At 36.0% G+C, this 22120-nt stretch carries 15 protein-coding genes, 1 pseudogene and 1 other annotated feature; of the genes and pseudogenes, 13 read left to right on the top strand and 3 right to left on the bottom strand.

Annotated features, from left to right (window positions below; genetic code table 11):
• Positions 1-122: 122 nt before the first annotated feature.
• Positions 123-1130: a helix-turn-helix domain-containing protein gene (locus CC92_RS0104325; protein WP_029504258.1), complete on the bottom strand. Its 1008-nt coding sequence runs from the start codon at positions 1128-1130 to the stop codon at positions 123-125.
• 236 nt (positions 1131-1366) lie between these two features.
• Between CC92_RS0104325 and CC92_RS0104320 the strand changes: the two genes are divergently transcribed.
• The 12 genes and pseudogenes from CC92_RS0104320 (at position 1367) to CC92_RS0104265 (ending at position 17563) form a co-directional block, all read left to right on the top strand.
• Positions 1367-2407 (top strand): ABC transporter substrate-binding protein, encoded by a 1041-nt coding sequence (locus tag CC92_RS0104320; RefSeq protein ID WP_029504259.1) that lies wholly within the window; start codon positions 1367-1369, stop codon positions 2405-2407.
• A 4-nt stretch (positions 2408-2411) separates the two neighbouring features.
• Positions 2412-3395, top strand: a complete 984-nt coding sequence (locus CC92_RS0104315; RefSeq protein WP_029504260.1) for a FecCD family ABC transporter permease — start codon at positions 2412-2414, stop codon at positions 3393-3395.
• On the top strand, positions 3395-4399 hold the full coding sequence (locus tag CC92_RS0104310) for a FecCD family ABC transporter permease (protein WP_029504261.1): 1005 nt from the start codon (positions 3395-3397) through the stop codon (positions 4397-4399). The genes CC92_RS0104315 and CC92_RS0104310 overlap by 1 nt, the downstream gene beginning before the upstream one ends.
• Before the next feature lie 12 nt (positions 4400-4411).
• Entirely contained in the window at positions 4412-5215 is an 804-nt protein-coding gene (locus CC92_RS0104305; protein WP_029504262.1) for an ABC transporter ATP-binding protein, read from the top strand.
• Positions 5216-5245: 30 nt separating this feature from the next.
• Positions 5246-6463 (top strand): MFS transporter, encoded by a 1218-nt coding sequence (locus CC92_RS0104300; protein WP_029504263.1) that lies wholly within the window; start codon positions 5246-5248, stop codon positions 6461-6463.
• 183 nt (positions 6464-6646) lie between these two features.
• Positions 6647-6868 (top strand) — a binding site (T-box leader).
• A 75-nt stretch (positions 6869-6943) separates the two neighbouring features.
• Positions 6944-8142, top strand: a pseudogene (locus CC92_RS23465) (His/Gly/Thr/Pro-type tRNA ligase C-terminal domain-containing protein).
• A gap of 521 nt (positions 8143-8663) precedes the next feature.
• Positions 8664-12332, top strand: a complete 3669-nt coding sequence (locus tag CC92_RS22400) for a right-handed parallel beta-helix repeat-containing protein (protein ID WP_155998444.1) — start codon at positions 8664-8666, stop codon at positions 12330-12332.
• A 238-nt stretch (positions 12333-12570) separates the two neighbouring features.
• On the top strand, positions 12571-14781 hold the full coding sequence (locus CC92_RS0104285; protein WP_029504265.1) for a pectate lyase: 2211 nt from the start codon (positions 12571-12573) through the stop codon (positions 14779-14781).
• Positions 14782-15105: 324 nt separating this feature from the next.
• Positions 15106-15657 (top strand): GNAT family N-acetyltransferase, encoded by a 552-nt coding sequence (locus CC92_RS0104280; RefSeq protein WP_029504266.1) that lies wholly within the window; start codon positions 15106-15108, stop codon positions 15655-15657.
• Between the two features lie 242 nt (positions 15658-15899).
• Complete coding sequence (locus tag CC92_RS0104275) at positions 15900-16373, top strand: glutathione peroxidase (protein ID WP_029504268.1); 474 nt, start codon at positions 15900-15902, stop codon at positions 16371-16373.
• A 103-nt stretch (positions 16374-16476) separates the two neighbouring features.
• The gene (locus tag CC92_RS0104270; protein WP_029504269.1) at positions 16477-17022 is read left to right on the top strand and encodes a glutathione peroxidase; all 546 of its coding nucleotides are present in this window, start codon (positions 16477-16479) and stop codon (positions 17020-17022) included.
• 103 nt (positions 17023-17125) lie between these two features.
• Positions 17126-17563 carry a MarR family winged helix-turn-helix transcriptional regulator gene (locus CC92_RS0104265; protein ID WP_029504270.1) on the top strand — a complete coding sequence of 146 codons (438 nt, stop codon included), beginning with the start codon at positions 17126-17128 and terminating at the stop codon, positions 17561-17563.
• 114 nt (positions 17564-17677) lie between these two features.
• Here the strand turns inward: CC92_RS0104265 and CC92_RS0104260 are convergent, their stop codons facing one another.
• On the bottom strand, positions 17678-18598 hold the full coding sequence (locus CC92_RS0104260) for an aldose 1-epimerase (protein WP_029504271.1): 921 nt from the start codon (positions 18596-18598) through the stop codon (positions 17678-17680).
• Between the two features lie 504 nt (positions 18599-19102).
• Here CC92_RS0104260 and CC92_RS0104255 point away from each other — a divergent pair.
• Complete coding sequence (locus CC92_RS0104255; RefSeq protein WP_029504272.1) at positions 19103-20089, top strand: diaminopimelate dehydrogenase; 987 nt, start codon at positions 19103-19105, stop codon at positions 20087-20089.
• A 70-nt stretch (positions 20090-20159) separates the two neighbouring features.
• Here CC92_RS0104255 and CC92_RS0104250 read toward each other — a convergent pair whose 3' ends face one another.
• Entirely contained in the window at positions 20160-22037 is a 1878-nt protein-coding gene (locus tag CC92_RS0104250; protein WP_029504273.1) for a sialate O-acetylesterase, read from the bottom strand.
• Between the last annotated feature and the right edge of the window lie 83 nt (positions 22038-22120).

Here is a 22120-nt window from a genome sequence, read left to right as displayed (position 1 = left end):
TCCTTACCCCTCGCTTTTGTAAGCCGAGGGATAAGGACTTCCCTGTTTTATAATGCCACGTAGTGGCAATGAGGTAGGGCTGGCAGCGTTATCGAATGCGAATATCTGCTTTTACTAGGAACTTAACTTAAACTACCCTTACGAAATTGTAGAGGAGTTTTACCATAAACTTTTTTAAAGCTCTTTGCAAAATTCCCACAATAATGATAACCGACTTGTTTTGCTATTTCCTCTACAGATAAATCAGTGGTAGATAATAAGTTTGCAGCCATAGTCATACGAAGAGAAGTCGCATATTCACCGATTGTCATATGATAAAGCAATAGAAAACCAGCTTTTAGTTTTTGTTCGTTCAATATTACCATCTTACTTAAAGCAGCTATAGTTGGAGGGTTGGTTGCTGCTTCTGTCAGTATATCATGGGCTTTTTGAATCGCTCGGATATCATAGGAGGTCAGTCGGATACGACGATGATTTCCTATGCATATCTCTCTAAATTGCAACTGATTTGTGAAAGCATTCTCGGTTTCCTTCGACACTTCATTACCAAGTACAGCGATGCACTCCAGTAACTTACTCTCTAGATAGATTGGAGTAAGCATATTTTTTTGTGAAAGACTTTGAAGTTGTTGAATGATGGTAACGATATCGAGAGGGAGATAGCGATATGTGTGATTCACTAAAATATCTTCTATATGGATGCAGTCCGGGTAATTTGGTTGTATGACCTCTTTAAAATACTTTTCATGAATTGTTATTTCAGCACCATGATAATGTTGCCCTCGCTTCCATTCCTGTTGTCCCCGTAAAGATTGTTCTACTACAAAAAAAGAGGATGGAGTAAAGGAAGAAACAGGATTGTCATCCAGATAAAATTTTGTTTCACCTGCATAAACTGTACCAAATCGCATCATTTTATTTGTATTATAAAAAGAAATTTTAAAATCTTTTGGTATGGTATAATCTGCAATACCAAATTCATAGTAGTCCTTATGGCTGTACTTTATAAAGAAACCATGCTCGGGATGTTTTGGGTTAGTGTACAAGATATAGTTTTTTTGTGGAAACGGTTGAAATTGTAGTTGCCTTAGGACTTCAGATTGAAATTCTTGCATTGTTTTAGCGAGCATAGTGAAGTAATCTCCTTTATATGAAAATCATTCTCATTTTAAGCTATGCTTATAGTATATGGGATAATCTATGAATTTACAAGCAAATTGCAGGTATAGGTAATAGAATATCATGAGAAATGGTGTATAAATTATGATTATAGGTGCATCTATTGAAATGAGAATGAATCTCATATACAATTACGGCATTGGTTAGTTAAAGCTAACGAACTCAAGATTAGAAGGAGATAATATACATGAAAAAATTAAGCTTAATAAAAAAGACAGCTGTTCTTGCTCTAGTTGCAGCAATGGTGTTAACTGGCTGTGGTAAAAAGACAGAGGGAGATAATAATAACACAAATAACAATCAAACTCAAAATCAAGATCAAAACCAGAACCAAGACCAGAACAGTGATCAAGACAAGAATAATACTCAGGGAGAAAAGGAATCTAATGATACTATTACAATTACGGATGCCAAAGGAGAAGTTGAGATTCCAGCGAATCCTCAAAGAATTGTCGATGTAAGCGGTAATAGTGATATCTTATCTATTCTAGGATATTCTGTGATTGGTACAGCGAATTCAGATGCTTATGACTATACCAAGTTTCCAACCTATTTAGAAGAAGTATTAGAGGGAGCAGAAATACTTGGATATAGTATGCAAGACACGATGGATATCGAATCTATTATTGCGTTAGAGCCTGATTTAATAATTATTTCAGCAGTACAAGAAAAGATGTATGAGCAGTTGTCAGAGATAGCTCCGACTGTTATGTTAAAGCTTGCGCAAACGGATTGGAAAGAGGACGTAAATTCAGTAGCTAAGGTTATGAATAAGACTGAAGAAGCTGATCAATGGATGGAACAATACCTAGAAAAGGCAAAAAGTGTAGGGGAAACAATGAAAGCAACCTACGGTGAAGATACCACTTATCTTACTTTCTTAGCCAGTGGTGGACAGATTTTTATTTTTGATAAAGCAGGAATTGGCAGTATCTTTTATGAAGATATGGGGCTAGCTCGTCCGGAGGGTTTACCAGAGCAGGATAACATTAGTTTGCCAGTGGTAACATATGAAGGATTAGCAGCTATTGATGCTGATTATATCTTTGCAATTGGAACTGAAGAGGATATGGCATTATTGAAAGATAGTCCAATTTATCAGAGTATGGAAGCTGTAAAGAATGGCAATGTAATAGAATTACCATCCAGTCCTTACTTCAATATAGGATATAGTTCGATTGGTCGTCTCTTATTCTTAGATGAAGTGATTGATCTTATGGAGAAATAATTACATGAAGAGAAAACTCATACTTATGATATGTATAGGTTTTACATTGGTGGCAACCGGTCTTATGGTTGCCACTTGTGTTGGCGCAAAAAATATATCACTGAAAACGGTATTTGATAGCATCTTCGCCTTTGAAGACGTGTTAGATATGCAGTTAGTGCGAAATGGACGTCTTCCAAGAGCTCTTAGTACTGCTCTTGTCGGAGGTATTCTTTCGATTGCTGGTGCAATGATGCAAGGGGTAACTAGGAACCCGATTGCAGAGCCTTCGATGATGGGAATGACACAAGGTGCAACTCTTGTGGTAGCAATTGCTACAGTAAGCAGTTCTGTCTTTGGGCTAACTGGTAATACATTTGCTGCATTAATAGGAGCGTTTGCCTCTGGAATTATGGTGCTTCTTTTTAGTATGCAAAAGGCAGCTAACATGAGTATCTCTCGATTATTATTAGCGGGAACTGCACTAAGTACCTTTTTTCTTTCCATGGCATCTGTTATTGCGCTCCTAGGAAATCGTTCGCAAGAACTGGCATTTTGGATTTCTGGCGGATTCCGAACTGCCACTTGGAAGAATGTAATGATGTTACTTATTGTAGGAGGCATCTGTACACTAATCGCACTTACCATGTCAAAGAAAATCAATATCGTTAGTCTTGGTGAGGAAGTTTCCATAGGGCTTGGAGTTCATCCAACCAAGGTACGAATCACTACGATTCTTTTATTAATACCGATGTGTGCTGTTTGTGTTGCAACTGCAGGGAATATTGGATTTGTGGGTCTTGTGATCCCTCATATCTTACGTAAGATTGTTGGTAATGATTATCGTAGGCTTATGCCATTATCCTTTCTTTTCGGAAGTGCATTACTTATCTGGGCAGATATCGCAGCACGTATGGTGAACCTTCCTTATGAGACACCAATTGGTTTATTTACCGCATTACTTGGTGTGCCAATGTTTCTATATTTGGTACGGAAGGAGAATAGCTAATGAAAAATCGAATAAAATATGTTTTCTTCTTTAGTTTTGCTGTACTTATCTTATCAGCGCTGATTGCACTAATGTCAGGTTCTTATGCAATGACAATTGGCGAGGTGGTAAATACTCTGTTTGGAAATGGCTCAAAAGCTCAAAATGTTGTAATTTTTGATCTTCGCTTACCTAGAATCTGTGTAGCCATCTTTGTTGGAATCGCTCTCTCTACCGCAGGCTGTATCCTACAAGGTGTTACAAAAAATCCTTTGGCAGAGCCTGGGATGATTGGTATTAATGCTGGTGCAGCACTTGCAGTTGTCATGTTAATTTCCTCAAGAAGTACAGCTTATTATAATGCGATATCGATGAGTACGATATACCTCATGCCACTGGTTTCATTTCTTGGAGCATTCCTTGTGAGTTTACTCATTTATTTTTTATCGTATAAAAAGGGGGTAAAACCTACGAGACTTATTTTAGTGGGAATCGGCGTGAATTCTGGTGTCAATGCAATCATAACCCTGTATCAGTTAAATATGTCAAAGGGCGATTATAATCAAGCAATGACATGGATAAGTGGCAGTTTGTGGGGGAGTAGCTGGGTTTACTTTAAGATTGTAGCACCAGTAGTAATTCTATTATTTGCTATCGTATATTATAAGTCAAAGACTCTTGATGTGTTAGCACTTGGCGATGAGCTCGCAACAGGACTAGGAATCTCGGTAGCTAAAGAGACCAGGGTATTTTTAGTATTAGCAGTTGCACTATCTGCAATCGCAACCTCGGTTGCTGGAAATATTGCATTTTTAGGTCTTTTAGGACCTCACATTGGAAAACGACTTGTTGGTCCCAAACATCGTAGATTAATTCCGATTGCAGCTTTGATCAGCAGCTGTCTTATTTTAATTGCTGACACTGCATCGAGAAATCTATTTACCCCTTTAGAAATACCTGTTGGAATCACATTATCCGTTATCGGTGTACCATACTTTATATATTTGATGATGAAAGAAAAATAGAGGTGAGAATCAATGAAACAACCGACTGAAAAACAAGATATCAAGATTAAAGACTTAAAGGTCTGTTATGACCATACGGTGGTGATACCTTCTATGAATCTTTCCATACCAAAAGATAAAATCACTATGATTATCGGTTCCAATGGTTGTGGCAAATCTACTCTTTTAAAATCCATAGCTCGGATATTAAAACCAAGTCAAGGAGAAATCCTCATCAATGGTACGGAGATTAAGAAGCAGGCACCGAAAGAACTTGCTAAAAAAATGGCAGTATTACCGCAAAGTCCGACGGTTCCTACTGGGCTTTTAGTGAAGGAATTAGTTGCATATGGAAGATTTCCATATCAAAGTCCACTGGGTGGATTGAAAGCTCATGACTTAGAAGTGATTGACTGGGCGATGGAGTCTACTGGCATTATGGATCTAAAGGACCGTTTTGTAGACTCTTTATCCGGTGGACAGCGTCAGCGTGCATGGATTGCGATGGCTTTGGCACAGGAGACGGAGATCCTTGTTTTAGATGAACCAACCACGTACCTTGATATGTCGCATCAATTAGAGATACTTCAGTTATTACAGAAATTAAATCAGGAAAATAAAACAACGATTGTAATCGTCCTTCATGAATTAAATAACGCCGCAAAATTTGCAGATCATATCATTGGAATGAAGGATGGAAAGTTAGTATTTGAAGGTGCACCAAAAGATGTTATTACAGCAGAAAACCTTCGTGTTTTATATGAGATAGAAGCAGTACTTCAGATAAGTGAGAATGGTGAGTATCCAATTTGTACGGATTTTGAGTTATTGAAGTAAAAGTGAGTATGAAAAAACAAAGGAATCATCATGAAAAATAAAAATTTTATCATCATAATTATAGGACAAATTATCTCTTTGTTCGGTAGTGCAATTCAGCGATTTAGTTTGTCCTTGTATTTATTAGAGGTAACAGGAAGCGCGGGGACATTTGCAAATATATTGGCGTTTTCCATGTTACCATACGTAATCTGTGCACCTATCGCAGGAGTACTCGCTGATCGCATCAATCGAAAAAAGATCATGGTTTACCTTGATTTTATAAGTAGTGGAATCATAGGAGGGTATGCGTTTTTACTTCTTACGAGAAAGGATTCAACAGCGTTAATCGCAGTCGTTATGTTCTTACTCTCTGTTACCTACACGCTATATGCACCTTCTGTATCTGCTGTATTACCACAAGTTGTATCTGAAGATAACTTAATGCGTGCCAATGCTGTGGTTTCTCAGGTTTCGTCATTGGCAAACTTTTTAGGTCCAATACTTGCAGGAATTTTATATGGAGTATTTGGAATCACTTTTATTGTAATTATCAATGGAATCAGTTTTTTTCTTTCTGGTATTTTAGAACTTTTCTTAGATGTTCCAGATATTGCGATGAAAAACAAATACCGTTTTTCCTATTGGAACTCAGTGAAGGAAATGGGACAAACGTTTCAATATCTTAAAAAGGAGAAAAAAGTGGTACTTGCTACGATAGGTTCTTATGGATTATCGAATATCAGTTTTTCGCCAGCGTTCACAATTGTGGCACCATTTGTAATCAATGTTTCATTAGCAATGCCCTCCAGTGTCTATGGAGCGATGGAAGGCTTCATTGTTCTTGGAATGATTCTAGGTGGACTTATGATAACTATGAAGCCAAAATACTTCTCTATGAAACGTCTACATCATACGTTAATACCGATGGTACCTTGCTTTCTTCTCATGGCTGTTATGACACTTTTTATAGAACATAAATGGCTGGTAGTAGTTATATTTGCTCTCTGTGGTATGATTACTTTCTTTTCCCTTGGGATTTCTAATGTCATTTCTTTATCTTACATTCAGCAAGTGATATCACAGGATAAGTTAGGTAAAGTTAGTGCATTTTCTACAGCAGTCGCTACAATTAGCGTAGCACCAGGGCAGTTACTATATGGACAATTGCTGGAACGAGGAATGTCATTAGGCGCAATTTTATTGTTAACTGCAATATTGAATTTTAGTGTTCTATTATTTGTTCGATGGAATGTAAAAAGAATCTAAGGTGTAAAAAAAGTCTTCTTAATAAGGTCTTAGTAATAAAGTTTTAATAAAAAAGCTATAGAAATAAAGCCTTTTGATACTATTAAGTCTTTTGCAATAATGCCTTAGTAATAAAGCTATCTGATAATGAAAAGTTTTCTTGACATATCTAAGCTGCATCATTATAATAACTTCAATAGCATAAGAAAAGCATTGACGGAAAGAGTAGTTTATCGGAAACATACAGAGAGAAAAACATTAGGTGGAAGTTTTTTATGAAGGAAGATAGACGAAAACCATTCCAGAGCTGTAGCGCTGAAACAGAGTAAGTGCTACCGTATGCCTGCGTTAAAGGATAGGATTTGTTAGAATCTGAAGTGAAAAGTTAAGGTGGAACCGTGCAGTAAGATTATTTGCACCCTTAAGAGTAGATGAAATATCATGCTCTTTTGGGTGCTTTTCTTATGCTTTTATTTCAAATTTGAAAGGAGAGCATTAAAAATGAAAGTAATTCGAAAGGATGGTTCCATTGTGGAACGAAAGTTTGAGGAGGTAGAAGGAAAAGAGGCATTCTGGCATACGAGTGCGCATGTATTAGCACAAGCGATAAAGCGGTTGTATCCTACAACGAAATGTGGTATAGGGCCATCGATTGAACACGGGTTTTACTATGATTTTGATTTTGACTTTAATTTCACAGAAGAACATCTTCAAAAAGTTGAGGATATGATGAAGTCTATCATCGAAGAATCACTTGTTCTTCAACAGTTTATCTTGACTCGTGATGAAGCAACTCACTACCTAAAGGAGAGGAAGGAGCCATATAAGTTAGAACTACTGAAGGAGTTACCTTGTAAGGTAGAAATTAGTTTTTTTGAGCAGGGTGAGTTTGCTGACCTTTGTTCGGGTCCTCATCTTAGGAATGTCAGTTATATTAAAGCGATTAAGCTAACACAAATTGCTGGTGCTTATTGGAGAGGTAAAGAAGATAATAAAATGCTTACAAGAATTTATGGAATTTCTTTTCCTAGGAGATGTGATCTTGAGAATTATCTAAATCAATTAGAGGAAGCGAGACTTAGAGATCATCGAAAACTCGGTAAAGAACTTGAATTATTTACATTTGTGGAGGAAGGGCCTGGATTCCCATTTTTCTTACCAAAAGGAATGGTGGTAAAGAATCTCTTACTGGATTATTGGAGGAAGCTTCATGAGAGAGAAGAACATGGCAATGCGGCAGTATCCAGTTAGATTTCCAATTGCCACTTCGATTTGGAGTGAAGTATATCGGTGCGGATGGAGAAGCACATCGTCCTATCATGATTCATCGTGTTATCTTTGGTTCTATCGAGCGTTTTCTTGGAATTTTAATTGAACACTATGCAGGTAAATTTCCAACATGGTTAGCACCAGTTCAGGTTAAGGTATTAACAGTGTCGGAACAGTTTGATGATTATGCTCATATGATCCTTGAGGAATTAAAACAACAAGGAATCCGCGTGAATCTAGATAACCGTAGTGAAAAGCTTGGATATAAAATAAGAGAAGCAAGACTTGATAAGGTACCATATGTTTTAATAATCGGGCAGAAGGAAATGGTAAGTGAGCAAGTATCTGTGTGGAGTCGAGAGGAAGGAGACTTGGGAGAATATTTGATTGAGGATTTTATGAACCTAATTAAGAATGAAATATTATTTTAGTATCAATTAATATATCTTAAATTGAAGTAAAGGGAATTCAAAGTAGAAATATCTATTTTGTGATTCCCTTTCATAATTTAGAAGCTTATATAAGGAAGGTTTGATTCAAGGTACATAAAATATGTAGAAGCTTGATAAAAAAATAAACAAAGTAGTACGTAAAGTATTTACATATATTAGATACACTAGAAAGGATAATAAATAAGTCAGTTCTGCAAAATGCATAAGCTGTACATAAATAAGCAACAATTTATTAAAAAGACGAAAGTAACAAATATGAAACCATATTGTGGTAACAAAAATAACTATTTGCCTAAATGAATTGTATAATATAAGATTAAATATGGTTAATAACACAGTACAGTTTACAGAAAATTACAACACATTGTGCTAATTGAATAACAAAACAGGACTATTGAACTATAGAAAATGGTCGTTTTATATTATATATTGTATTATGTTAACTAGATATGTAAGCGCTTACATAATTTAGATAATAAAAAAAAACGAAGGAGATTTTTATGAGGATTACTAAAAAAGGGGTATCAAAAGCAATTGCATGCCTGCTTGTAGCGTCTACGGTATTTTACACACAAGTAAGTAACAGTGCATTTGCAGCAGTAACAGAAAACAGTAGTCAAGTTGTTTTAAATGAAGCTGGTGGATGGATGGAATCCGCTTATGTTGAGTGGGCACCAATCGCATCAGCAAGTGGGTATAACGTTTATTACAAAGCTGCTGGTGAGTCAGATTCTATGTATCAGCAAGTTGACAATGAATTAATTCGTCAATATTCTACTTATTGTAGAGCAGAAGTATTAGGATTGAAAAAGGGAAACTATGAAATTAAAGTAGTACCTCTCTTTGACAATAAAGAAACATCTTCTAAGGCTGTAACACAGATATTAACTGTTTCAGAGCATGTCAGAGAAGGATTTGCGTTTGCAGATCAGTCACCAATGGGAACTGGTTCTGGTGGATATAATGATGATGGAACAGTCCCTAGTAATGCACAGATTATTTATGTGACAAAAGATACAGTGAATACACTTACCTTAGATGTGGTAACAAGTAGCAGTGGTAGCATTACAAAAGCAACCGGATTAACTAATGTTTTGTCATTAAGACAAAAGGGATATGATAAGAGACCATTAATCATCCGTTTTATTGGCAAAATTACTGCAAGTGATATCACAGGACTTAATAGCAGTGGTTATCTTCAGATTAAAGGTTGTTACAATGTTACATTTGAAGGTGTTGGAGAAGACGCAACCTGTTATGGTTGGGGAATGTTAGTCCGCGAAGCTCATAATGTAGAGATTAGAAATCTCGGATTTATGCTTTTCCCAGACGATGGAATTTCTCTTGACACGAACAATGAAAATATCTGGGTACATAATAATGACATACTCTATGGTTCTGCAGGAAGTGATGCAGATCAAGCAAAAGGAGATGGTTCCTGTGATGTGAAGGGATTCTCTAATTATATTACAGTAGCATACAATCACTTTTTTGATTCAGGAAAATCCTCTTTATGTGGTATGAGTGATACTAAAGAATTTTTCGTTACCTATCATCACAACTGGTACGATCACTCAGATTCTCGTCATCCTCGTATCCGAGTAGGAACAATACATATCTACAATAATTATTTCGATGGTAATTCAAAGTACGGTGTTGGTGTTACAAAAGGCTCCTCAGCATTCGTAGAAGCGAATTATTTTAGAAATTGCAAATATCCTATGTTAATCTCTCTTCAAGGTACTGATGTATTTGGAACGAATGAAGGTACATTCTCTGGCGAACCAGGTGGTATGATTAAGGCATACAACAATACTGTAATTGGAGCGTCTAGACTAGTTTATACAGGGGAAGATGCAACACAATTTGATGCATATCTCGCAACAAGTAGAGATGAAAAAGTTGCAAGTTCTTACAAGACCGTAAGTGGTGAAAACACTTACAATAATTTTGATACAAATTCTTCTATCATGTATCAATATACACCAGATGCTCCAGAAGATGTCGTAGCAGAAGTTACAACTTATGCTGGAAGAACGAATGGTGGAGATTTTAAGTTTACTTTTAATAATGAAGTTGACGATACTTTATATAATGTAAATACAGAGCTTATGAGTGCAATCAGAAATTATAGTTCTGATTTAGTAAAGGTTGGAGGCAATTCCATTGTTGTAGAAAATCCAACAGAGACACCAGCACCAACTGCAACACCAAAGCCTACAACAGCTCCAACCGTAACACCAAAGCCTACAACAGCTCCAACGGTGACTCCAGTTCCAACTACGACACCTACGGTGACTGTTGCACCAACTGCAACACCAATTCCAGGGGTTACAGAAACTCCAGAATTAACTGGTTCTGCTGGTATGAGTACCAACTTATATAATATAGAAGATTCTGTTTTTACTGATGCAATCTATGTATCACCAACAGGAACTAGTACAGCAGATGGAACTTATAGCAATCCAGTTAACCTTGAGACAGCTATAGAACGTGCTACTAGCAAAGAAGGTGCAGCCATTTTATTAAAAGGCGGTACTTATGCCTTTGATCACCAGATAACCATTGATGTTACGAACTCTGGTACCTCAAGTGCTTATAAAGTTCTAAAAGCATGCAAAGGAGAAAAGGTTACTTTAGATTTCTCTTCACAAAGTTATGCTACTGATACTGCATTAAATGCAAGAGGATTGCAGTTAAATGGTCATTATTGGTACGTTGGAGGAATCACAATTTATGGTGCTGCAGATAATGGAATGATGCTTTCTGGCAGCAATAATATCATAGAGAATTGTGTATTTGATTCCAATCGTGATACAGGCTTACAAATCAGCCGTTCGAGCTCATCAGTTACTAACTTTAGCGAATGGCCAAGTAATAATACAATAATTAATTGTACCTCTAAAAATAACTGTGATCCTGCAACCTATGAAAATGCAGACGGATTTGCGTCGAAGTTAACCTGTGGTGAAGGAAACGTATTTGATGGTTGTATTGCATACAACAACAGTGATGATGGTTGGGACTTATATGCGAAAACTGAAACTGGACCAATTGGTGTTGTAACCATTAGAAATTGTATCGCTATGAGAAATGGTGGTACTGAAAATGGAACAACAAATCCAAATTGTGATGGAAATGGTTTTAAGCTAGGTGGTTCTGGAGTTGGTACACCACACAAGGTAATCAATTGTATTGCAATTGAAAACTTACATCATGGTTTCACCGATAACAATAATCCTAGTGCTATCCAAGTTGTGAATTCTACCGCATTTAATAATAACCTTGGCGGTTCTAAAAACAACTTCAGTTTATATCGTTGTAATAATGCTTATGTAGCAAATACAATCTCTTATACAACGAATGGAACATCCGATAAGTACGTGAACTTAAGTGGTGAATATGTGGTATTAAGTAACAGCAGCAAATGGTATAAAGTTACTTCACTACAGGCAATTGATACAGGATCTTCTTCCTCGAGAGGAGAAGTATTATCAACAGGAACAACAGCAAGTGATTTCATAAGTATAACAGTTCCAACCATAGGAACGGATTTCCATAAGGCATGGAGAAACTCGGATGGAACAATCAATACCAGAGGTGTAGCTTTGATATCCTCTAATAGCCAATTTGGTACATTTTCTACTGATGGTGGTACAATAGGCGCTAGATTTTCTGATGATAACAATACCGTAGAGAAGATAGTTAATATCTTATCTAATGGAGGAACTGGCGGTGGAGAAACCGGTGGTGGAGAAACCGGTGGTGGAGAAACCGGTGGTGGAGAAACCGGTGGTGGAGAAACTGGCGGTGGAGAAACTGGTGAGAAAACAGTCATTTCACATAACTTTACGGTAGATGGACTGACTAGCAACTACTATACAGTTCAAGGTAATTTATCTACTACAAAGGGTACTGTACAATATGATAACCTTACTTTAACAACATGTTTAAAGATGGAATCCTCAACAAAAGTTTCCTTTATAACCGATGCTTCTTCTATATTAAAACTAGTATTCAATTCTGGATGCAATTTAGTGATTACAGTAGATGGAATCGATTATACAATTCAAAATGGCGTCCTTGAACTTAATTTATCCGAAGGTACACATACGATAACCAAAAAAGATACTAATGTAAATATTTTTTATATGAGTGTATCAAAATAAAATAAATAATGTCATAAATGATAAGAAAAAGCTGTCTTAATTAACAAGACAGCTTTTTCTTGTGGTTTTATATTTTATAGGTTTACAAGAAATACTAGAAATTCAAGAAATAATCATATTATTTAGTGCTTTTGCACTATGGAAAGTTGACATTTAGTGGTATATATTTGAAATAGTTGGTGATATATGTAAGCGCTTACATATATTTAGTCAACAAATATAAAAAAGGAGTTTTGTTATGTGGTTTGCAAAAAAAGGGGTTTCAAAAGCAATTGTATGTTTACTTGTAGCGTCTACGTTATTTTATACGCAAGTAGATCGGAATGCAACCAAAGCTGCAAGTGTGAGCAGTAGTCAGTTAGTTTTAACGGAGTCAGGGGGATGGCAGGAATCTGCTTATGTTGAATGGACACCAGTTTCCCAAGCAAGCGGTTATAATGTGTATTACAAAGCCTCGGGTGACTCTGACTCTGCGTATAAGCAAGTGGATAACGAGCTAATACGTCAATATTCTTCCTACTGTAGGGCAGAAGTATTAGGACTTAAAAAAGGTAATTATGTAATGAAAGTTGTTCCTCTCTTTGATAATAAGGAAACAACGACTATGGCAGTAACACAAACACTTTCTGTTTCAGAGCATATCCGTGAAGGATTTGCATTTTCATCACAATCACCAATGGGAACGGGATCCGGCGGTTATAACAATGATGGAACAGTACCTAGTAATGCACAAATCATCTATGTCACAAAGGATACGGTGAATACGCTTACATTAGATGTGATTTCAAGCAGTAATGGAAGCACAACAAAAGCAACAGGTTTAGTTAATGTTTTAACTTTAAGGCAGAAGGGATATGACAAGCGACCATTAATCATTCGTTTTATCGGTAAGATTACTTCAAGTGATATCACGGGACTAAACAGCAATGGTTATCTTCAAATTAAGGGATGTTACAATGTAACTCTAGAAGGTGTCGGTGAGGACGCAACCTGTTATGGTTGGGGACTCTTATTAAGGGAGGCACACAATGTTGAAGTTAGAAACTTAGGATTAATGTTGTTCCCAGACGATGGTATTTCACTTGATACGAACAACGAAAATATCTGGGTACATAATAATGATATCTTTTATGGTTCTGCAGGGAGCGATGCAGATCAGGTAAAAGGGGATGGCTCCTGTGATGTTAAGGGATTTTCTAATTACGTTACAATTGCATATAACCACTTTTTCGATTCTGGAAAAGCATCTTTATGTGGAATGAGTGATACAAAAGAATTTTTCGTTACTTATCACCACAATTGGTATGACCATTCGGATTCTCGCCATCCACGTATTCGTGTAGGAACAATACATATCTATAACAACTATTTTGATGGAAATTCTAAATATGGTGTCGGTGTTACGAAGGGTTCTTCCGCATTTGTAGAAGCAAACTATTTCAGAAATTGCAAATATCCGATGTTAATTTCACTTCAGGGGACAGATGTATACGGTACGAATGAGGGGACTTTCTCTGGTGAACCAGGTGGTATGATTAAAGCTTACAACAATACTGTGATAGGAGCCACTAGATTAGTGTATGCTCAGGAAAATACAACAGAATTTGATGCATACCTCGCATCGGGTAGAAATGAAACGGTAGCTAGTACTTACAAGACAGTAAGTGGTGGTAATACTTATAACAATTTTGATACCAATTCTTCTATCATGTATAGTTATACGCCAGATGCACCCGAGAATGTAGTAGCAAAAGTTACAAAATATGCAGGTAGAACCAATGGTGGTGATTTTAAGTTTACCTTTAATAATTCAGTAGATGATACCTTAGACAGTGTGAATACGGTATTGATGAATGCAATCAAAAGTTATAGATCTGATTTAGTAAAAGTTGGAGGTGACTCGATTGTGGTTACAAATCCATCGGTAACACCGGTGCCAACAGCAACGCCTACGGTAACACCGGTGCCAACAGCAACGCCTACGGTAACACCAAAGCCAACCGCAGTACCAACAGTAACACCAATGCCAACACAAACACCAACAGTAACACCAAAGCCAACTGCAGTACCAACAGTAACTCCTGTACCAACGACAACACCAGCACCGCAAACTTCCTATGTTCATAACTTTACTACAGATGCATTAGTAAGTAATTTCTACAACATTACAGGAAATCTGTCAACATCAAAAGGTTCTGTTGTTTATAATAATCTTTCGTTAACTACTTGTTTAAAGATGGAATCCTCAACAAAAATAACTTATACAACAGATTCTACTTCTGTCTTAAAACTTATTTTTAATACAGATTGTAACCTAATGATTACAGTAGATGGTAAAGACTATACGATAAGTAAAGGTATTCTTGAACTTAACTTGTCTTCTGGTACCCATACGATTACGAAGAAGGATACCAATGTGAACGTCTTTTATATGAGTGTTTCAAAATAAACTATATTAAATAGTAAAGAGCTGTCGTTTATTCGACAGCTCTTTATATAACAGGAAAATTAGTCTTACTGTCAAATGATTGGGCTAATGTTGCTGATACAATGTGGCAATTGACTAAAATTTGTAATCAGGAATTTTAAATGATCCACCTCGATGAGAAATCAGTCGCTGGAATTGCTCCAGTTGTCAGGTTGAAATAGATGTAAATCATCTGTTTTAATCTGACTTTTTATGTTATCATATGATTGAAAGTATTAGTATAATTTGGAAGAACGATAGTATGGAATTTATCTGAGTAATTAATTAAGTTTAAACGGAGGAAATATGGAAAACAAGGGGACGAAACTACTTGAGACAGAAAAGTTGTTATTAAGAAGATTTGTTATTGAAGATGGTGAAGCTATGTATAATAACTGGGCTTCGGATCCAGAGGTAACAAAATTTTTAACATGGCAGCCACATTCAAGCATTGATGTTACAAAAGCGTTGCTTATAGATTGGATTGCAAGGTATGAAGATTTAGCATATTATAATTGGGTTATTGAACTGAAAGCAACACATGAGATAGTAGGAAATATATCTATTGTCGATCTTAAGGAGAAAGCAGAGTCGGCATCCATTGGATACTGCATGAGCAAAGCCTGGTGGGGGAATGGAATTATGTCTGAAGCACTCAGAAGGGTTATTGTTTATCTGATTGAAGAAGTGGGCGTAAATCGTGTCTGCGCTTGTCATGATTCGAACAATCCAAAATCAGGGAGAGTTATGGATAAAGCCGGCATGAAATTAGAAGGAATTTTGAGGTCTGCAGGGTATAGTGATAATGTGGGTATCCAAGACATCGTATGGCATTCTATACTAAGAAGTGAATTGTAAAATATCATTTTGCGCAGGAAAAGAACGTTTTACATGAAGCTGATATATCTCGCAGAAGGAAGCTTTTGCAATATTATTACTCCCGACATTTTCGAATATACTGACTTTTATGTTAGTAAATAATTGAGATAATATAATACAGTTCTAAAAAAACTCTTGACAAGTAAAATTTAATTGTGTACAATCAAAACATAAAGATTGCATACAATATAATTATAAGCAATGTGAATGGAGGATATTGTTTGAGCATCTACGATTACAAAGTAATTGATGGAAAAGGAAATCAAGTTTCCTTAGAGGAATATCGAGGTAAAGTACTATTAATTGTGAATACAGCTACTGGGTGTGGTTTTACTCCACAATATGAAGGACTTCAAACTTTATATGAAAAGTATCAGTGGCAGGAATTTGAAATACTTGATTTTCCATGCAATCAGTTTGGAAATCAAGCTCCAGGAACTAATGAAGAAATAGCAAGTTTCTGTGAATTAAAATACAATACTACATTTCATCAATTTGCAAAGGTTGAGGTCAATGGGACAAATGAGGAACCAGTTTTCACTTATTTAAAATCACAATCAAGTGGAGTATTAGGAAAAAAAATAAAATGGAATTTTACAAAATTCCTAGTGGATAAGGATGGAAATGTAGTGGATCGATTTGCACCAACGACTACACCAGAAAAATTGGAAGAGAAAATTAAATTGTTATTGTAAATATTTAAGTACTATGCACACTTTAGTGCTTTAACAAGATTAAGACGAGACGGTTTCACAAAATATGAGAGAATCGATAATAATCGATAGATAGGAGAAAATTATGAGTATATATGATTTTGAAGTTCGTACAGTAGAAGGAAATAAAATATCGTTAGAGGAATTTAAGGGCAAGGTACTCCTGATTATTAATAGTGCCACACAATGTGGATTTACACCACAGTATGATAGTTTACAGGATATGTATGAAAAATATGCGAAAGAAGGTTTCGTTATTCTAGATTTCCCATGTAATCAGTTCGGAAATCAGGCTCCTGGAAGTGATGAAGAAATTGCAAGCTTCTGTGATGCTAAATTTGGCGTTACCTTTCCACAGTTTTCTAAAATTGATGTCAATGGAGAGAATGCTATACCACTATATCAATACCTAGTAAAGCAGAAGGGATTTCAAGGTTTTAATCCAGACAATGAAATGACTTCCATCCTTGATGGAGTTATAAAAAGAACCAATCCAAATTACAAGAATGAACCTGATATTAAGTGGAATTTTACAAAGTTTTTAATTGACCGAGACGGAACAGTAAGAGAGCGATTTGAACCGACGGAATTCATGGATGTTGTAGAAGATAAAGTGAGAGAGTTATTATAAATAATTTCATTTCGTAAGGAAAGAAACGGTGATTAGGAATTGAACAAGTGCTAAAAAAGTGGTAAATTAAATTGTGTATGATAAATTATAAGGGAGCTAAGCCATGTTAGAGGAATATAATGCATTAAAATTAGAAAATCAATTGTGCTTTCCACTTTATGCGTGTTCAAAAGAGGTGATTAAACTATATAAACCATTTTTAGATGACATTGATCTTACTTATACTCAGTATATCACTATGATGGTGATGTGGGAGAAAAAGGAGTTGAATGTGAAAGAACTAGGGGAATGCCTGTATCTTGATTCTGGTACTCTGACCCCTGTATTAAAGAAACTAGAGTCAAAAGGGTATATCTCGAGGATGAGATCCAAAGAGGATGAGAGAACCTTACTTGTTTCATTAACCCAACAAGGAGAAGAGTTAAAAAGACAAGCGGCAAAGATTCCAGTGCAAATGGGACAGTGCATTAAATTAGAACCGGAAGAAGCAAAAGAGCTGTATCGACTTCTATATAAGGTTCTAGATGGAATGACAAAATAATATAGTTTGATAAATTGGATTATGTTTTTTATAATTATATGGGGCTGCCACAATTTATATTGTGACAGCCCTATTTTTGATGATAAAGAAGCATTCAGAGCACGTTAAAGTTCTCTAGATATCTTTTGGTATTATAACCATCTTTATAGTTCCTTCTCTTTCCTCCTGTGGTTTTAAGCAGATTAGACTGGATTCTTCTTTGAACCCTTTTTGGTACATATTAATAGCATCAGTAGAACAAGTTTGATTCTCTAAGCAAAAGAATGGACTGTCTTGTGGAGTATAGACAACTAGTTTTTTAAATTCATCACTGGTTTGTAGTGTTACAGTTTTATCTGAATATTCGATAACTGCACATGGTTGCTTCTTAATATTAGTATAGACATGATCAAGTTGTAATGAATTTACCTGAGTTGGTTTCGTTAAATCATATTCACCGATTGCAGGAAGCAGTGTTCCAGTTGGTAAATGATTTGGGTCATTTTCCATATAGGAGTCAGCAAATACTTGAATTCTCACATCATCATCTTGCTTTTCAAAGAACGGATGAATTGCTAATCCATATGGAAGTGTTTTGTTATCAAGATTACATACGCTGTATTGATAAGTAATCGTAGTACTATCTAAGGTAATTTGCAATGTAAGGATACAGGCAAACGGAAATGCTTGATAATACTTATTGTCGTTCTCTGGTGATATTACTAGTTTTGCTTCAATAGTACCACCGTACTTAGTTTCGGATAGTTTTGTGACTTCGAAAGTGGCATGTTTTACAATACCATGATTTTTTCCTTGATATTTCTTTCCATCAAAGATAAATACACCATCACGGATACGATTCGGTGTTGGAAATAAAGTCATAACACTACAAGTTCTATCCTCAAATAAGCGGTCCTCATAGAACTTAACTAGTGATTTTCCTTGATATAGGATTTCATATAAATTCATTCCATCGGATGGATTTAACCAAATGGAAATATTGTCGTTTGATAAGTGGTAAGTTGTTTGATTATTCCATATTGTTTGTTTTATCATAAGAGATTCCTTTGCAACGTTGATATTATAAAATGCTGTAACCTGGTATTTCGATACAAATACTTACGTATGCTACCATTATAACCTGATATACAATTTCGAATTTAAGTATGAAATTTAATATAGCACAAAAAGGTTCGATATTATACCGTTTTTTTTCTTTTCTACATGAAAACCTTAAAGTTTTTGTGTTATTAGGTAGAGTTCAAGTATAAATCATACAAATCATTTCATAGAAAAGTTATCACTTTTAGCTTGATGCATACGGTAGGGAAATTTCGTGGGAGAAATTTTATTGCAGGAAATAAATTAATCTGTTACAATTTTACATGGTATTTTTCATTAGTGTTTATGGTCATACTAAAGTTAAATTGAAAAAATAAACCAGTCAGAGATTAGCAAAAGATAGGTAAGGTTACTTGCGTACTTTTGTCAAACAAGAAAAAGCACGCTTCGCGAACTTTTCCTTGTCATGCATTAAAAGATACGAAAGGAGAGAAAGATTTGTCAATAAGAGTAGGAATTATAGGATATGGAAATTTAGGACGTGGGGTAGAATGCGCAATCAAGCAAAATAACGATATGGAGTTGGTTGCCGTGTTCACTCGTCGTCCACCGCATGAAGTAAACATTCTAACAGAATCAGCCAAGGTTTATCATGTGGATGAGGTAGTTAAGATGAAGGATAGAATGGATGTTGTTATTCTATGTGGAGGTAGTGCGACTGATTTACCAAAACAAACACCGGAATATGCGAAGTATTTTAATGTAGTAGATAGCTTTGATACCCATGCAAATATTCCAGTACATTTTGATTCCGTAGATAAGGTCGCAGCGGAACACGGGAATGTAGCAATTATATCTGTTGGCTGGGATCCAGGAATGTTCTCCTTAAATCGTTTGTATGCAAATGCAATTTTACCAACTGGTTCTGATTATACCTTCTGGGGTAAGGGAGTTAGTCAAGGTCATTCCGATGCAATCCGTCGCGTTGCAGGTGTGAAGAATGGTAAGCAATATACCATACCAGTTGAGGCTGCACTAGAGTCAGTTAGAAAAGGTGATAATCCTAAGTTAAATACGAGAGAAAAACATATAAGAGAGTGCTTTGTAGTAGCGGAAGAAGGAGCAGACTTGGCTAAGATTGAGCAGGATATTAAAACGATGCCAAATTACTTTGCTGATTATGATACAACAGTTCACTTTATTAGTGAAGAGGAACTAAAGAAAGATCATAGTGGAATTCCTCATGGAGGCTTTGTTATTCGTAGTGGGAAGACTGGATGGGAGGAAGAACATTCTCATATCATAGAATATTCTCTTAAACTTGATTCCAATCCAGAGTTTACCTCCTGTGTATTAGTGGCATATGCCAGAGCGGCATATCGCTTAAATAAAGAGGGACAAAAGGGATGCAAGACAGTTTTTGATATTGCACCAGCTTATCTTAGTTCGAAGAGCTCCGAAGAATTAAGAAAAGAAATGCTTTAAAATAATATAATGTAAAGAGGCTATTGCAACATAGGACGTTGCAATAGCCTCTTTCGATTAAGGAATACAATTAAGATGATGCTTGCAATGGAATTAGGAAGGAGGAAGCTGGTAAGCCTTCTACGTTGTATAGATTTGCTCCCTCGGGATTATTTTCAAAAGCATAGCGAACAAAGTGTGGCAAGTTCGATGCAATCGGTATACGAAGTTTATTATTTAGCGTGGTAGCAGAGGCTTTTTCCCAAGTAGAACCATCCATACTAAGTTCGAGTGTTTGTATCTGATCTCCGATGATATGAAGGCCATTCTCTGCAAATGAAAAAAACAGGTCTAAATATGATTTGTTTTCCTGGAATACAAAATTATAATCAAAAATTAGTGGACCTTGATAGATGATATCCTCACCATAAACCAGTGCTCTTACAGCGAGAGCCAAACGCTTGCCAACTGCTTCTTTATTCTGAGGATGTAAGTCATTGTATTCTCCGACATCTAAGGTTACAGCCATTGCAGTATTCGGTACATTAAGTATGTGACGCTGAGCTTCTCTTAAATAAGCCCAATTCGTACCAGAATGATACCTCATATGGTTACCAAAATTGGATAACTGTACATAGAAAAATGGCAAAGTTTGATTATGAAAAAGAACCCGCCAGTCTTTAATCATCGCTTTAAAAAGTTCTTCATACCACTCAGGATGAGAGTCATTGGATTCTCCCTGATAAAAAAGAACTCCCTTTATTTCATAATTTTTAAGTGGGAAGATCATCCCTTGATATAAACTTGTTGGCATATTCGTAAAGAAGGTTTGATGAGGTAGTGTCTCGCACGTTGCGCCGATTCGATACTGCCAAGTTCCAGATAAATCAAAGAAATTTAAACCATATTTTATGCCATAAGGTTTATCTGGTACAAAGCCTCCAGGATTTGTGCTACTAATGACACGAATCGCAATGGTATTCCTTCCTTTTTTTAATAATCCAGTAGGAATAGGGTAGCAACGAGGAGGGTATTTGTATTCTGTCCGTCCTATTAATGTACCATTTAAATATACTTGATCAGAGTCTATAATACTTCCAAAGTATAGAATGGAATCCTCATCCTGATAGTCTTCTGGCATGGTAAAAGTTTTTCGAAACCAAAAGCTTCCGCGAATTGTTCCGAGTATATTATCACGAAAAAGTGCAGGAATAAGTTGCGGGGAAAAACCTTCTTCTATATAATCTGGCTGATACCATTCGGGCTGCTTTAATCCAAGATCCAAGTTATCAAGCGTTTGAAACCAGCGTTGCATACGATAATTTTCTTCCTCTATTACACCATCGACATAAGCTTCTTGTTTATTCTGTTTAATAATCGAATCGTAACGGCCAAATTGATGAAGTGTTTCTTCGCTTATAAATGCTTCAATTGGTGCACCACCAACTGCGGCTTCGATAAGACCGACCGGAACATGATAGCGATCATAGATCTCTTTTGCAAAGTAATATCCAACAGCACTCATTGGTAAAATAGATTCAGGAGTAACACTCTTCCAGCTTCCTTCTTCTAAATTGTTAGAAGGGGCATCAAATTGATAATGTTTGGGAACTGTAAAATACCTAATTTGTTTTTCATTTGCATGGCTGATTTCTTCAGCGTTATAATTTAATGTTCTACGAATTGGGAGTTCCATGTTGGATTGTCCACTTAGTAAATAGACATCTCCAAAATAAATGTCCTGTATTGTAATTGTTTCATCACCGATTAAAGTAATTTCGTAAGGTCCCCCAGCTGGCATCTTTGGTAAAGTTATGGTGAAATTACCTTTAGAATCAGAGAAGGTATGATAAGTATGTGATAGAAAGTTAAGGGTTACATCCCTATAGGGAGTTGTTTGACCGAGAAGATTTTGTTCTTGCCCCCTTAAAAGAACCATTCCGTCACAAAATAGTGGTGATAGTTTCATGGGAAGTTTCCTCCTTCTAGTATTAGAAACATGAAACAAAGGTTTTGTAGCTTTTAAACACTATAAAAATAATTAACTATTAG

Origin of the sequence: Lachnoclostridium phytofermentans (assembly GCF_000733755.1) — a bacterium.
GTDB lineage: Bacteria > Bacillota > Clostridia > Lachnospirales > Lachnospiraceae > Lachnoclostridium > Lachnoclostridium phytofermentans_A.
This window is presented reverse-complemented; position numbering and strand designations above follow the sequence as displayed.

What these genes read in the sequence shown, in the direction of transcription:
- CC92_RS0104325 (WP_029504258.1), bottom strand. Translation starts at nt 1,130, where the DNA reads ATGCTCGCTAAAACAATGCAAGAATTTCAATCTGAAGTCCTAAGGCAA.
- CC92_RS0104315 (WP_029504260.1), top strand. Translation starts at nt 2,412, where the DNA reads ATGAAGAGAAAACTCATACTTATGATATGTATAGGTTTTACATTGGTG.
- CC92_RS22400 (WP_155998444.1), top strand. Translation starts at nt 8,664, where the DNA reads ATGAGGATTACTAAAAAAGGGGTATCAAAAGCAATTGCATGCCTGCTT.
- CC92_RS0104300 (WP_029504263.1), top strand. Translation starts at nt 5,246, where the DNA reads ATGAAAAATAAAAATTTTATCATCATAATTATAGGACAAATTATCTCT.
- CC92_RS0104310 (WP_029504261.1), top strand. Translation starts at nt 3,395, where the DNA reads ATGAAAAATCGAATAAAATATGTTTTCTTCTTTAGTTTTGCTGTACTT.
- CC92_RS0104280 (WP_029504266.1), top strand. Translation starts at nt 15,106, where the DNA reads ATGGAAAACAAGGGGACGAAACTACTTGAGACAGAAAAGTTGTTATTA.
- CC92_RS0104260 (WP_029504271.1), bottom strand. Translation starts at nt 18,598, where the DNA reads ATGATAAAACAAACAATATGGAATAATCAAACAACTTACCACTTATCA.
- CC92_RS0104270 (WP_029504269.1), top strand. Translation starts at nt 16,477, where the DNA reads ATGAGTATATATGATTTTGAAGTTCGTACAGTAGAAGGAAATAAAATA.
- CC92_RS0104285 (WP_029504265.1), top strand. Translation starts at nt 12,571, where the DNA reads ATGTGGTTTGCAAAAAAAGGGGTTTCAAAAGCAATTGTATGTTTACTT.
- CC92_RS0104250 (WP_029504273.1), bottom strand. Translation starts at nt 22,037, where the DNA reads ATGAAACTATCACCACTATTTTGTGACGGAATGGTTCTTTTAAGGGGG.
- CC92_RS0104305 (WP_029504262.1), top strand. Translation starts at nt 4,412, where the DNA reads ATGAAACAACCGACTGAAAAACAAGATATCAAGATTAAAGACTTAAAG.
- CC92_RS0104265 (WP_029504270.1), top strand. Translation starts at nt 17,126, where the DNA reads ATGTTAGAGGAATATAATGCATTAAAATTAGAAAATCAATTGTGCTTT.
- CC92_RS0104320 (WP_029504259.1), top strand. Translation starts at nt 1,367, where the DNA reads ATGAAAAAATTAAGCTTAATAAAAAAGACAGCTGTTCTTGCTCTAGTT.